At 36.6% G+C, this 13,270-nt stretch carries 12 protein-coding genes; 3 read left to right on the top strand and 9 right to left on the bottom strand.

Annotated elements, in window-relative coordinates; genetic code table 11:
- Positions 1-9: 9 nt before the first annotated feature.
- The 5 genes from LJC66_RS10395 to LJC66_RS10375 all read right to left on the bottom strand — a co-directional run bounded on the left by LJC66_RS10395 (position 10) and on the right by LJC66_RS10375 (position 3,042).
- Positions 10-708 carry an amino acid ABC transporter permease gene (locus LJC66_RS10395; RefSeq protein ID WP_028408746.1) on the bottom strand — a complete coding sequence of 233 codons (699 nt, stop codon included), beginning with the start codon at positions 706-708 and terminating at the stop codon, positions 10-12.
- 84 nt (positions 709-792) lie between these two features.
- Positions 793-1,614: an amino acid ABC transporter substrate-binding protein gene (locus tag LJC66_RS10390; protein ID WP_028408747.1), complete on the bottom strand. Its 822-nt coding sequence runs from the start codon at positions 1,612-1,614 to the stop codon at positions 793-795.
- A gap of 69 nt (positions 1,615-1,683) precedes the next feature.
- Positions 1,684-1,950 (bottom strand): glutaredoxin family protein, encoded by a 267-nt coding sequence (locus LJC66_RS10385; RefSeq protein ID WP_230932497.1) that lies wholly within the window; start codon positions 1,948-1,950, stop codon positions 1,684-1,686.
- Between the two features lie 26 nt (positions 1,951-1,976).
- Positions 1,977-2,501: a GNAT family N-acetyltransferase gene (locus LJC66_RS10380; RefSeq protein WP_230932496.1), complete on the bottom strand. Its 525-nt coding sequence runs from the start codon at positions 2,499-2,501 to the stop codon at positions 1,977-1,979.
- Between the two features lie 10 nt (positions 2,502-2,511).
- On the bottom strand, positions 2,512-3,042 hold the full coding sequence (locus LJC66_RS10375) for a hypothetical protein (protein WP_230932495.1): 531 nt from the start codon (positions 3,040-3,042) through the stop codon (positions 2,512-2,514).
- Between the two features lie 327 nt (positions 3,043-3,369).
- Here LJC66_RS10375 and LJC66_RS10370 point away from each other — a divergent pair, with 327 nt between their 5' ends.
- Together LJC66_RS10370 and LJC66_RS10365 are read left to right on the top strand one after the other, a co-directional pair.
- Positions 3,370-4,395 carry an LLM class flavin-dependent oxidoreductase gene (locus tag LJC66_RS10370; protein WP_230932494.1) on the top strand — a complete coding sequence of 342 codons (1,026 nt, stop codon included), beginning with the start codon at positions 3,370-3,372 and terminating at the stop codon, positions 4,393-4,395.
- Between the two features lie 226 nt (positions 4,396-4,621).
- On the top strand, positions 4,622-5,443 hold the full coding sequence (locus LJC66_RS10365; RefSeq protein WP_230932493.1) for a Cof-type HAD-IIB family hydrolase: 822 nt from the start codon (positions 4,622-4,624) through the stop codon (positions 5,441-5,443).
- 48 nt (positions 5,444-5,491) lie between these two features.
- Here LJC66_RS10365 and LJC66_RS10360 read toward each other — a convergent pair whose 3' ends face one another.
- Together LJC66_RS10360 and LJC66_RS10355 are read right to left on the bottom strand one after the other, a co-directional pair.
- Positions 5,492-6,835 carry a 2-hydroxycarboxylate transporter family protein gene (locus LJC66_RS10360; RefSeq protein WP_230932492.1) on the bottom strand — a complete coding sequence of 448 codons (1,344 nt, stop codon included), beginning with the start codon at positions 6,833-6,835 and terminating at the stop codon, positions 5,492-5,494.
- 143 nt (positions 6,836-6,978) lie between these two features.
- Positions 6,979-8,688, bottom strand: a complete 1,710-nt coding sequence (locus LJC66_RS10355) for an NAD-dependent malic enzyme (RefSeq protein WP_230932491.1) — start codon at positions 8,686-8,688, stop codon at positions 6,979-6,981.
- 496 nt (positions 8,689-9,184) lie between these two features.
- Between LJC66_RS10355 and LJC66_RS10350 the strand changes: the two genes are divergently transcribed.
- Positions 9,185-9,589 carry a hypothetical protein gene (locus LJC66_RS10350; protein ID WP_028408753.1) on the top strand — a complete coding sequence of 135 codons (405 nt, stop codon included), beginning with the start codon at positions 9,185-9,187 and terminating at the stop codon, positions 9,587-9,589.
- Positions 9,590-9,616: 27 nt separating this feature from the next.
- Here LJC66_RS10350 and LJC66_RS10345 read toward each other — a convergent pair whose 3' ends face one another.
- Positions 9,617-11,107, bottom strand: coding sequence for a peptide MFS transporter (locus LJC66_RS10345; RefSeq protein ID WP_028408754.1), 1,491 nt, complete (start codon positions 11,105-11,107; stop codon positions 9,617-9,619).
- A gap of 528 nt (positions 11,108-11,635) precedes the next feature.
- Positions 11,636-13,000, bottom strand: coding sequence for an allantoinase (locus tag LJC66_RS10340; RefSeq protein ID WP_230932490.1), 1,365 nt, complete (start codon positions 12,998-13,000; stop codon positions 11,636-11,638).
- Positions 13,001-13,270 lie beyond the last annotated feature (270 nt).

Genomic DNA, 13,270 nt, shown 5'->3' with positions numbered 1-13,270 from the left:
AAGCTCGTTTTATACATGAACAGGCTGATCATGTTTTTGCAGCTTCTGTTCTGATTTCACAAAAAATTTCTCTAATATAATCGCCACCAAATAATAAATAATGGCAAGTGCGATATATACCTCCACTGCATGAGCCGTTGCAGCGATAATGGTATCTCCTCTTCCCATCATATCCATCACACCAATGGTAAAGGCTAAAGACGTATCTTTTAAGGACCCAATCACAAGATTTCCAAAGTTAGGAAAGGCTACAACGAGAGCTTGCGGCAGCACAATTCGAGTGAACGTTTGTTTTCCCGTCATTCCTATACTATAAGCTGCTTCAGTTTGCCCTTTATCCACACTATTAATGGCACCTCGCATCATTTCAGAAAAAGACGCCGCCGTGCTCAGTGAATACGTGATAATAACAAATACAAGCGGAGCCATTCTTGAAACGTCAATATGAATCAATTGTAAAAGGGCAGGTATCCCGTAAAAAACTAAAAATAATTGAATTAAAATAGGCGTTCCCCTCATAAAAGAAATATAAACTGCTGCTATTTGGCTTAACACCGGTACTTTATAAATACGAGGCAGGGCAATAAACAATCCCAAGGTACTGCCAATCACAAGTGAAGCAATTAAAATCCAAATTGTAATATGCAAATAAGATAATAATTGAGGAATAGAGGTGAAAATCAGCTCTATATCAAATGCTTTTCCCATCTTTTTCTCTCCTTTGTTTCCCTCTGCAGGTAGCGAAAGGACCCAAGTTCAAGGCTTGGGTCACAGTAAGTGCTAGTAAGTGCTTTAGTTATTTCCAGCTGCTTTTGTATAATCTTCTCCCAGCCATTTTTTACTTAATTTTGTCAATGTTCCGTCTTCTTTTATTTCTTTTAACGCTTTATCAACGTCTTTTTGTAAACCTGTTTCATTTTTGCGAAGCATAAAATATACTTTTGAATTTGAAATAGCAGGCCCTACAACTTTTTGCTCTGCGTCCGCTTGTTTATTGACAAAGTCAACTGCAAACGGCGTACTAATCGTGGCATCCGCACGCCCTGTTTTCAGCTGCGTTTTTGTATCATCAGATCCTTGGCCTGAATAGACGATATTAATTTTATTTCCATGTTCTTTGTTATACTTATCGATTAAGTTAGCAGAATTACTCGTTGCTCCTACAATTACCTTTTTACCGCTCAAATCTTTAATTGATTTAATAGACGTATTTTTTTCGTTTACAACTACATGCAGCGGAAAGATATTATAAGGTTCTTTATTAAAAAGGAACTTTTGTTTTCTCTCTTCATTCACTTCCATCTGATGGGCTACTAAATCAATTTTGTTCGATTCTAAGCTCAAAAGTAAATTAGAAAAATCCATTGTCTTAAATTCGAACTTATAGTTTGGAAGGCGTTTGTCTATTTCTTTAACAAGCTCTACGTCATACCCTGTTAGATTTCCTTTATTGTCAAGAAAGCAAATGTTCGGAAATTGCGTACCCGTTCCTACAATAATTTTTTGTACTTTGTCTTTGCTTGCGTTAGCCGCTGTTTCTTTATTTGGTGTTCCGCAAGCGGCTAGTAATAAAAGAAGTGATAAAAAGATAGCTGTCAGCTGTAGTTTTTTCATGTGTTTTGTCCCTCACTATGTCTCAAAATAATTTGTTGTTTTAATGAATGAATAAAATAGATGTTCCAGCTATTTAACGATTGGTGAATAGTCTTCAATCAATTTTTCTATTTGTTCATAATCTTTTTCAATTACTCCTTTAAACTGCCCCTCGTCTCCAATTTCAACGACCGGTACATGGCGAATACCGTATTTAATTTCAAGTAAATCCCGCAAATAATCTTTTCCTTCTACATCGATACTTTCATATTGATATCCTTTCTCATGAAAATATGCTTTTAGTTCCTCGCAATGATGACAACCTTTTCGATTCCATAATAAAATTTTTACTGACATGGTTTTTCCTCTTTTCTTTTAAATGATTAATTAGCTTTTTGTAACTCCTTGTGTTTTTCTAACTCATATCTTTCGGGGTGTAAGATCTTCCTTAAGAATACGCCTTTTCCTTCTTCTCCTTGATCGACTTCAAAAAAACGTTCATACCCTTTCCTTTCATACATAGGAATCAACCACGGATGTCGATCAGAAGTAGCCAATGTAACGGCAGGTTCCCCCAATTGATCCCGAATAATTGTTTCTTCAACCCATGTTAAGAGTTTAGAACCTACTCCTTTCTTTTTAACCAAAGGATCTACCGCAAACCACCATAAAAAAGGCCAGTTCGTTATTTCTTTATACGTTCTTGCTGTAATCGTAGCTACGATTTTTTTATCACTTTCCAGCACGTAGCAACGGCTGTTTTGAATGTTTTCTTTTACAAGTTCAATCGTTGCCGTTGCGGCTGGAAACTTAATTCCTAGCTCTCGAATCGGCTCGTATGCTCGAAGTGTTAAACTCAACAGTTCTTCAGCATCTTCTACGGTTGCTAACCGAAATAATTCACTCATTTTCTTCACCTCATTTTATAAATGTTTGAAGAGATAGATCAGCTTTATAAATCAGCTCATCCACAGCTTCCTTTAAACGACTTTTGGCATTCGCATTGTTGATGCCTGTAAAAGAGACGTATTCATGCAGCAGAAAAAGACTGCTGAGCCAATAAGGCATACCTAAAAAAGACGCTAAAAGTTTTAAATCATACTTAGCTTTTAGTAAAGAGTTCACATTTTCACCAATAAAAATTGGCAGAAGTATTTTTTTATGCAATAAATCTTCTGGCAATATTTTTGTTAGCTTTTCAAAAGACTGTACGTATGTTTCGTTTACTCTAGATAACAGAACGACAATACTTTTAGCTTGGTTCACTTTTGAAATAAATCCCTTTACTTCTTTCTGTGCTTCCTGCTTCAAAGCGTGTACATCATGATACAAAATAGTTTCTGCATGCACTCCTTTTGAGGTTAAGCAAGCTTCTAGCTCATCTTTCACTAAGGCTATTTGTTGATAATTATGAGAGCTTCCGTTATATAAAATACATACATCGCTCACTTTCTTCCCCTCCTTTTTATAGCAAAAAGGCTCCTGGAGTTTCCTCAGGAGCCTTTGGTAGACCAATCAGCTTTAACTGTTTTTTTGATAAAACCGGAGAATGAAGTGAAGTGTCTTTGAAACATACTCACTTAATTCTTATTTATCCAAGTTGTTTTATCGGCTTTTCTGTTTGATGATTCAACTATATAGCCTCAAAATAGCAAAGTCAACTTATTTTTCAAAAAATTTTTTTCTTTAAAAAAACTCTTTTCATCTGGAAAATCCTTTGCTAAAATTAACCCCAATTATTCTTACCTTTTTTATCAACTTTAAGGAGTGTTTTCAGTGAAATTAAGTATTTTAGATCAAAGCCCACGTTATGAAGGTGAGCGTGCTGAAGATGCATTTCAGCATACTATACAATTAGCTCAGCTAGCAGAAGAACTTGGCTACCACCGCTTTTGGGTAGCGGAGCATCATGACTCTGAACATGTTGTAGGAACATCACCTGAAGTGTTAATTTCTCACCTGCTCGCTAAAACGCATCATATCCGTATCGGCTCAGGCGGTGTTATGCTTCAGCACTACAGCCCTTATAAAGTAGCAGAAAATTTTAATGTTTTAGCCTCATTATCTCCAAATCGCATCGATCTTGGAATCGGTAGAGCACCAGGAGGACTACCTCATTCTACTCAAGCCTTGCAACAAAACTCTCAGCCCACTAAGTCCTTAACAGACAAACTGATAGAACTTAAACAATACCTAAACGATACGCTGCCGGAAGATCACCCTCTTTACGGTTTAAAAGCCTATCCAAGGCCGGAAAAATCAGCAGATATGTTTCTACTGGGAGCAAGTGCTTCAAGCGCAGAGCTTGCGGGTTCATTAAACCTTCCTTATGTATTTGCTCAATTCATTAATGGTGATCAAAAAGTGCTAGAAGAAGCGATTTCTGTCTATAATCAGCACGTTGCATCTCGCGCACGCTCGCTTGTCATTGCCCTTTCCGTCATCGTAGCGGATACCGTAGAAGAAGCAAAAACATTAGCATCCAGCACAAAAATATTTAAAGTATACTTACAAAATGGGAAGTCCGCTACATTAGGCTCCAAAGAAAAAGCTGAAGAATTTGGTCAGCAGTCCAAAGAAAGCTATCGAATTGAAGAAAAAGAAGCAAACATTATATACGGTACAAAAGAAACCGTTCGTCAAAAGCTTCAAGCTTTGAAACAGAAATTTTCTATTGATGAATTCATTATTCTTACTGCCATTCAAGATTTTGAACTAAAAAAGCGATCTTACACGCTCTTAAAAGAAGCATTCAATGAAGGAGATGTGCAGAGAACTAATCACACTCTAGCTGCTTACTAATCCAGAAGCTGAGACAAAAGTATTTTAGCAGAAATAAAACACGAACTAATAATCAGAATTATCGATTATCAGTTCGTGTTTTTCATTATTTTATCTACTTCCGAGGAGTTCAAACAAAGTATACGCATGCCTCTCATTTTTTCAAAAAATCATTAAATTGAATCAAACGTTTTTTTATAGTACCATATGAAGATATGAGTCTAGTAGAAGAAGGGAATTTAAAAATATGCCTTACAAAATGATTGTTTTAGATTTGGATGATACACTATTATGCGATGATCACACTATTTCTCCCCGCACAAAAGAAGCATTAATGAAGGCGCAAGAATCGGGAGTGAAAGTTGTACTTGCTTCTGGACGACCAACTTACGGAATGGTTCACATCGCCAAGGAACTGGAGTTAGAAAAGTACGGAAGCTTTATTTTATCGTTTAATGGGGCAAAAATCATTAATTGCCTAACAAATGAAGAGCTATTTAGCAGCACATTATCTCCGAGAACCGTTGCACGTCTCGACGATATTAGCCGCGAAGAAGGCGTTTTAATTCATACGTACGTTGGAGATGAAATTATAACTGAAGTAGAAAATAAATTTACGGATATTGAAAGTGACATTACAGGTCTGCCGATCCTTGTTGTTTCATCTTTTACTGATGCCGTTACAGAGCCTGTTGTAAAAGTACTCATGCTTGCAGAACCGGAAATGCTGGTTCATGTTGAAAAGAAACTTCAAAAGCAGCTTCAAGGAGAGCTAAGCGTAATGCGATCTAAACCATACTTCCTTGAATTTACAGAAGAAGGCGTCACAAAAGGGACAAGTCTTCACTTATTAATTCAACAGCTTGGCATTACACGCGATGAAGTGATTGCCATTGGCGACAGTTATAATGATCTTGCCATGATTGAATTTGCAGGACTTGGCGTAGCAATGGGAAATGCTCCTGAAGATATTAAAGAAAAAGCCAACCATGTAACAGATACAAACATGAACGACGGTGTGGCAAAAGTTGTGGAAGAATTTATCTTAAAACCTGTTAGCGTTTCATAAGACAAAAAAGCAGCTCGTACGAACTGAGCTGCTTTTTTCGTTTTGATTTTATACTCCTAAAAGTTTCATAAGAAGCGTAGCTAAAATAACAGTAGAAGCGCCTCCAAGTCTTGTTGCTACTTGAGCAAATGGCATAAGTGACATACGGTTGGAAGCTGATAAAATCGCTACGTCTCCCGTACCTCCTAAACCGCTGTGACAACCTGTTACAATAGCAGCATCTACAGGGTGCATTTTCATCATTTTACCTACAAAATAACCTGTTGCTACCATAGCAATAACAACTGCAGCACATACGACTACATAACCTGGTGTAACAATTTTCACTACATCTTCAAGAGGAATATACAAAATCCCTAGCCCCACCATTAACGGCCATGTTAAGCTCGTAGAAATGAATTTGTACATATGGTAAGCACCTTGCTCCATCTTAGCAGGCATTACTTGTAAACATTTGACTAGCGTTGCCGCTACGATCATTAAAACTGGACCTGGAATTCCTAAAAACTTATGTGCTAAGCCTCCGAAAATAAAGAAACTACATGCAATTAAAAGACCCGCGCCCATTAACGAAAAATCTACTGGTTTCTTGATATTTGTATCTTCTGAGATGCCATCTCCGCCTTTTGTCTTCACAAGAACTCCATTACCTGTTAATTCTGGCTTTTTCTCTCCTAGACGTTTCATTAAGCCAGCACATACGATAGCAACGATGTTTCCGATAACAGCAGCTGGAATCATTTGCGACACAAAAGATTCTGCTGAACTACCTAAAATTTGAGAATAAGCAAGTGAAAGCGGTAAAATACCTTCACCAATCCCTCCTCCAATAATTGGTACAACAATATAGAAAAATGTATGTTTTGCTCCGTAACCAAATAACATCCCAACAGCTACGCCTGCAGCTACAGCGGCTAACGTACCTAATACAAGCGGTACGAACATACGTGTAAAGCCTTGAATTAAAACTTTGCGGTTCATACCAAGAATACTTCCGGCTACTAAACAAGAAATATAAAGATATAAAAAGTTTGATGTTTTCATCAAAGTTGTTACCGCTTCCATAGATGCAGGATTTAAAACATTATAAAAAACTAATACGGAAGGTACAAGCAGTGATAAGATAGCTGGTCCGCCAATATCTTTTAAAATCGGAATTTTTAACCCTAAATCACCAAGCAGCATTCCCATTACCATAATGATTGCAAATCCGCCAATCATATCTGGAGGAAGCTCGTTGTAAACGGCCGCACCGTATACAATTAAGGCAAGTAACACATATAGCGGTAGAGGAATAACTCCTACTTTAATATTGTTGATGCGCTTCCAAAATCCTTTATTTTCAGGCTGTGAATCTTGAGTAAACGTTTCCAATTTACGTGCTGTATTCATGTCATAACCCCCTGTGCTTCTAATATAGAGAATCATACACAAGTTTTTAAAAACTATATACGTTATGTAACTTAAGAATTCTTTTTGTAACTAAAAAAAGCACATCTTCTTTTTTCAGAAGCTGTGCTTTTTCTATCTAAAAATTAAGCATTTACTGTTTCTAAAGCTTTAATTTCTTTGTATGTTGGTTCCCACATTGCTGCTTTTACTGCCGCTTTAACATCTGTTGGAACTTCTTTTGCAACGCCATCTTTAATTGCTGCGTTAGCAACCGCTAAAGCAACGTTATATGATACTTCACGTAATTCTTCTACGCGTGGTAGTAATGAAGCACCCGTCTTGCTGCTGTCTACCATTTGAGCTACAGCGTGTGCACATGCTGCAAACATGCTGTCTGTAATAACTTCTGCTTTTACCACGATTGATCCAAGACCAAGACCAGGGAAAACAAAAGCATTATTAGATTGACCAATTTCATATTCCACACCATCGTAGTTAACTGGTTCAAACGGACTTCCAGTCGCTACAAGCGCTTTTCCTTCTGTCCAATTTAATAGGTTTTCAGGAGTAGCTTCCGCAAGCGGAGTTGGATTTGACATTGGTAAAATAGCTGGGCGTTCTACATGCTTCGCCATTTCTTTTACGATTTCTTCTGAGAATGCGCCTGCTACACCAGACGTACCAATTAAGATTGTTGGCTTAACTTGTCTGACAACTTCTAAAAGAGAAATTTTGTCTTCTTCACGGTTCCAGTCCTTCACTTCTTCTGCTTTTCGTGCATAAGGCGTTTGGAAACCTAATAAGTCATCCATGTCATCTGTTAAAAGGCCTCGGAAATCAACTGCCCAGAAGTTTTTATATGCTTCTTCTTCTGTAATACCATCTAATACCATTGCGTCACGAACTTGATCGGCAATACCGATACCTGCTGTACCCGGTCCAAAGATTAAAACTCGGTGGTCACGAAGTGGCATTTTAGACACTTGAACTGCTGAGAAAATAGCGGCAAGCGTTACAGCACCTGTTCCTTGGATATCATCATTAAACGTTAAAATTTCTTTTCCGTACTTGTTAATAATGTTACGAGCATTTACATTACCGAAATCTTCCCAGTGTAACAGTGCATTAGGGAATATTTCAAGAGATTTTGAAATGAATTGATCTACGAAATGATCATAGCGTTCACCGCGGATACGTTCATGACGGTTTCCGATATATAAAGGATCATTTAATAATTTTTCGTTGTTTGTTCCTACATCAAGAACAACTGGAAGCACTCTGCTTGGATCGATTCCTGCTGCAGCTGTATATACCGCTAATTTACCGATAGCAATATTAATACCGCCAACGCCCCAGTCGCCAATTCCTAAAATACTTTCTGAATCTGTAATAACCATTAAATCAATGTCTTCACTATTTGCATCGATATTTTTAAGAGCTTCTTCAATGCCCTCTACATTATCGATTGATAAGTATACGCCACCCGGACGGCGATATTCGTGGCTGTACTCTTGGATTGCTTGTCCAACTGTTGGTGTATAAACAACAGGAAGCATTTCTTTTAAGTGATCTTGCAATAAACGATAAAATAATACAGCATTACGGTTTTGTAAATCGTTTAAATATACATTCTTACCAAGGTTATCTGGCTGAGCTAAAAATTGCTCATATGCACGTTTTGCTTGCTCATCTAAAGTTAAAGTCATTGGAGGAAGTAAACCTTCTAATCCTAACGTTTTGCGCTCTTCTTTTGTAAAAGCTACCCCTTTGTTTAACATTGGAGCTCCTAAAATTTCTTTCCCGCGTAAAGTCGTTTCGATTGTTTCATTATCTGCAAAAAATACGTTGCGCATACGACTATCTTCCTTTCTGTAGACTTGTATGACAAGCATACAAGTTGGTTAGATTTAAGTAATTAACATCTTATATGGATATTACATATTATTCAAATGTCCGTTAACTTTTTATGAATAGCATGCTAATTCATTTGACAATAGTATATTTTATGCCTATCTATTTCTGCTGTCAACTATTTTAGTAGAGCAATTTTTTAGTTATAAAGAGGTGGAAATTTCCGAATTTAATATCTTTTGTTAATTTTCTTTTTATATAGGTATTAAGAACCTTATTTACAATGGGTATTTCTTTTTGAGAGTTAAAACAGTTCTTTAATATGGAAAAAATGTTTAATTATAAAAAATTTTTTTAAAAATAATTTCAGTTTACCTTTAAAAGAATAATTTTTATTTTTTTGTCTATGCTGATTAGTAAATTACTATGAATATTCTTTCTCTTCTCTCTATACATATAAACTACATAGTTCTTTTTTATAATAATGGAGGTTATTGCATGCTAAAACCAGATACAGCTATTATTTTTGGATTTCTTATCGAAGAGGCGTCCAGTCGATTAGACGATCAAGAAATTAAAGAAATTGCGGCTAAAGAGCTAGAAAATGGAGAATTGGTGTTTGAAGAAGCGAGTTATTTTTATAAACGCTTTTTTATTCCGGCTTCCTCTGAATTAAGACAAGCTCTTCGCCGAGAGGTCTTATCACTTCATTTAACATTAAATCAAATCAAAAATGCGCATGGCAACGGATCCATGTCTAAGATTGCTCATATGCATCAAATTATTGCAGAAACTGAAAAATCAACAAACGAACTAAACAGACTTTTAAATCTTGCATTTTACGAAGGTGAAGACGATCAGACATACGCCTCCTTCATGAATATTTTTTCAAATAAATCATAAAAAAACCGCCCTTGAGGACGGTTTTTTTTATTGAACACCTTTCATTAAACGCTGAATTTTTGGCGAAATCATTAGTACAATTACACCTAAAATGACCGACACTCCGCCCAATGCAGCAAAATAAACAACTTGCGAAATGTTTTCATAATATTGAACAAGCTGAGCATTGATTGCCTGCGCCGCTGCGCTTGTTAGGAACCATAAACTCATTGTCTGAGCAGAAAACGCTGCAGGTGCTAGTTTTGTTGTCGTTGATAGCCCTACTGGTGATAAACAAAGCTCTCCAACTACAACTAAGAAGAAGCTTAGCACTAGCCATAGCGGGCTCGCTAACGTTTCATTTCCATGAATGCTAGCCGGGATAACCATGACAAGGAAAGAAAGCCCTGCAAATAAAAGTCCTAATGAAAACTTCTTTGGTGTAGAAGGCTGTCTGTTTCCTAATTTTACCCAAATCGCTGCAAAAACTGGCGCAAATATAATAATGAATAGCGGATTTAAAGATTGGAACCAACCAACTGGAATTTTAAAACCACCATACGTTAGCTGCGTATGATCTTTTGCATACGTTGCTAAAATTGTTGACCCCTGCTCTTGAATCGCCCAGAACATTACTCCAGAGATAAAAAGAGGAATGTACGCTAATACGCGTGAACGCTCATCAGCTGTTGTCTTAGGGCTCTTATACATAACAACAAAGTAAATAATAGGAATAACTATCGCTAAAATACTTACAAATAAAATAACACCTTCAACAGTTAAAATACCCGCTAAAGAAGTCAGTACAATAAAGATTGCCAGTACAACTACAACGAGTGCAATGGTACCAAAAACTTTTTTGCGTTCTTCTGGTTTTAAAGGGTTTGGAACTTGTCTGCCTGCACGACCTAGGTTTTTGCCTCGTGTAGCCATAAATACAATTAGACCTAAAAGCATTCCTACTGCTGCGATTCCAAAACCTAAGTGGTAATTGTATTTTTCCCCTACTGTTGAAACAACTAGAGGTGCGATAAATGCACCTGCATTTACACCCATATAGAAGATACTAAATCCAGCATCTCGACGGTTATCAGTCGGGCTATACATATCGCCCACAACGCTCGAAACGTTTGGTTTTAATAAACCTGTTCCGATGATAATCAAGAACATTGAAATAAACAGCGCTGTTACACCTGCTGGCAACGCAAGCACTAGATGTCCCAGCATAATAAATATACCGCCGTAAAACACCGTATTAGACGTACCTAAAATGCGGTCTGCAATCCAACCGCCAATAATTCCAGACATATAAACAAGAGAACCATAAATAGAAAAGATCGCTAAAGCGGTTCCTTGTTCCATTCCTAATCCACCGTTTGCAATTGTATCGTACATGTACAATACAAGTAGCGCACGCATTCCATAGTATGAAAAACGCTCCCAGAATTCTGTAAAGAACAAGGTAAATAAACCTTTAGGATGTCCGAAGAATCCTTTTTGAGGAACTGTTTCATACACTTTTTCTCTCTCTACCGACATATTCCTTAACCTCTCTTTCAACCGTAAACCACCATAGACAAAACTGTCAAAAAATTATGATGATATAAAAAAATAGAAACAAGAAAATTTTATTCTTATAAAATGATTCTGTCAATATCAGAATTTTACAATGAGTGCATAATATACGGTTTTCTATTATAAAATTGCACCTATAAAAAGCTTTAAATCAAGATTTCTTTTCTTAAAATATCTTTTTGAAAATTTTTTTATACAAAACCCTTGATTATAAAGCATCTGATTATCTACTTTTCATACAACCAGATAATATTTTTCTTTTTAGGAATTTTTTCTTTATATTAAAAAAGAGGCTTTATTATTTTTTCATTATACTTTCCTCAACCAAAAATATACTTTTTCAAAATAATAAAACCCTCTTTAAAAATATCTCTTTTGTTATAGTAGATACTCATTTTTCTTCTATGTATTACCTTTAATATAAGTCATCCTCATTTTTTTATGTAAAAAAAGAGATAAAAGGTTTATTTTTTACCTCTTTTTTCACTGTACCTACAATTTTACGTATTCACCGTTTACCATTTGTCCTTTGTGAAGAGGAAACACACCTTCTTCTTTATTGTATACAATCGTTCCTCTATTAATGGTAGTTAAAATGACGCTATTAAATACCGTTCCTTCATATATACTGTGCTTATGTTTGAAAACCATTCCTTCTTTTGTCACTTTTTCAGTTTGATCCAGATCAACGATAACCAAATCCGCATCAGATCCGAGCAAGATGCTTCCTTTTTTAGGGTATAAACCGAATCGTTTAGCTGGATTGGTTGATACAAGCTTTGAAATGCAAGAAAGAGAAATCCCTCTAGCGATGGCTCCCTCGCTAATCATTGCTTGCAAAGAGTACTGACCGCCTGATATTCCACCCCACACTTTAAATAAATCATTCTGATGAGCGGTTTTTAACTCAATCGGGCAAGGAGAATGATCAGAAGAAATCATATCTATTTCCTCCGATTGAATACAAGCCCATAATTTTTCTTTTTGACTTCTGCTGCGAAGAGGAGGTGCACACTTAGCGGTTACGCCAATTTCTTCAAAGTCTTCCTCTGTAAAAAGTAAATAATGCGGACATGTTTCCAGCGTAACGTTCATTCCATTCTTCTTTGCTTCCGTAATAAGCTGCACTGCTTCAGAGCTGCTAATGTGTACAAAGTGAAGCGGACATCCCGTTTCTTCACCGTACTCAAGCGCTTGCTTTACTGCGTTTACTTCTGCTACAACCGGTCGTGTTTCTAAATAATCTTTAATAGCAGTTTGCTTTTGCTTCTGTTTCGCCTGTTCAAGCTTTTGTATTAAGTCATTTCTTTCAGCATGCAGGGCAAGCACTTTATTTAGTTTTGCAATCTCTTTCATTCCTTCGTATAATGTGAGGTCATCTGAGAAATCAAATTCAGAACCGGCTTCTGACATAAATGCTTTAAAACCTATTACACCCGAATGAGCCATTTTGCCTAATTCTTCTTTATTACCAGGAACCAACCCTCCCCATAGACCATAATCTACTACTGACTTTTGATCAGCCAGTTTTTTCTTTTCCCACAGCGCTGCTTCTGTTACGGTAGGAGGAACGCCGTTTAAAGGCATATCAAAATATGTAGTGCAGCCTCCCGCAGCCATAGATGCTGAACCGTAGTCAAACCCTTCCCAATGGTCTCGGCTCGGTTCATCAAAATGCACGTGAATATCAATCATTCCAGGCAGAACATATTTGCCTTTAGCATCTACGCATTTTTTTGCTGGTGTGCTAACACCTTGCGCTATTTCTGCAATCTTTCCTTTTTTAATCCCTATATCCGCTTTTACTATTTCGTCTTCTAATACGACCGAACCATCCCTAATAATTAAATCGTACATGTTATCAAACTCCCCTTTATTTAACTACTCCGTCTTCTTATTAAACGAAGCAGTCTGCTATTGTTCTATCATGCATTGTTTCCTTCAAAAAGTCTTTATCCTTGTAAAGAAACCTGACACATAGACTGGTTATTACGCTAGTAAATATAACTGAATTATCTGATTTTTACACTCGCCTTTTTGTCTAACCTTTTCTTTTTTATTTGGTCACTTTCACTAACTAAAAAGAGATTGAGACATAAATAAATGAATGGACGAACAAATTGGATA

Origin of the sequence: Priestia sp. TSO9 (genome assembly GCF_021029645.1) — a bacterium.
Classification (GTDB): domain Bacteria; phylum Bacillota; class Bacilli; order Bacillales; family Bacillaceae_H; genus Priestia; species Priestia megaterium_E.
The sequence above is the reverse complement of the archived record's forward strand: the minus strand, read 5'-3'. Positions and strand labels throughout refer to the sequence as shown.

Coding starts and splice junctions, on each gene's coding strand:
- LJC66_RS10385 (WP_230932497.1), bottom strand. CDS start 1,950: ATGTCAGTAAAAATTTTATTATGGAATCGAAAAGGTTGTCATCATTGC.
- LJC66_RS10345 (WP_028408754.1), bottom strand. CDS start 11,107: ATGTCGGTAGAGAGAGAAAAAGTGTATGAAACAGTTCCTCAAAAAGGA.
- LJC66_RS10365 (WP_230932493.1), top strand. CDS start 4,622: ATGCCTTACAAAATGATTGTTTTAGATTTGGATGATACACTATTATGC.
- LJC66_RS10350 (WP_028408753.1), top strand. CDS start 9,185: ATGCTAAAACCAGATACAGCTATTATTTTTGGATTTCTTATCGAAGAG.
- LJC66_RS10390 (WP_028408747.1), bottom strand. CDS start 1,614: ATGAAAAAACTACAGCTGACAGCTATCTTTTTATCACTTCTTTTATTA.
- LJC66_RS10395 (WP_028408746.1), bottom strand. CDS start 708: ATGGGAAAAGCATTTGATATAGAGCTGATTTTCACCTCTATTCCTCAA.
- LJC66_RS10360 (WP_230932492.1), bottom strand. CDS start 6,835: ATGAATACAGCACGTAAATTGGAAACGTTTACTCAAGATTCACAGCCT.
- LJC66_RS10355 (WP_230932491.1), bottom strand. CDS start 8,688: ATGCGCAACGTATTTTTTGCAGATAATGAAACAATCGAAACGACTTTA.
- LJC66_RS10380 (WP_230932496.1), bottom strand. CDS start 2,501: ATGAGTGAATTATTTCGGTTAGCAACCGTAGAAGATGCTGAAGAACTG.
- LJC66_RS10340 (WP_230932490.1), bottom strand. CDS start 13,000: ATGTACGATTTAATTATTAGGGATGGTTCGGTCGTATTAGAAGACGAA.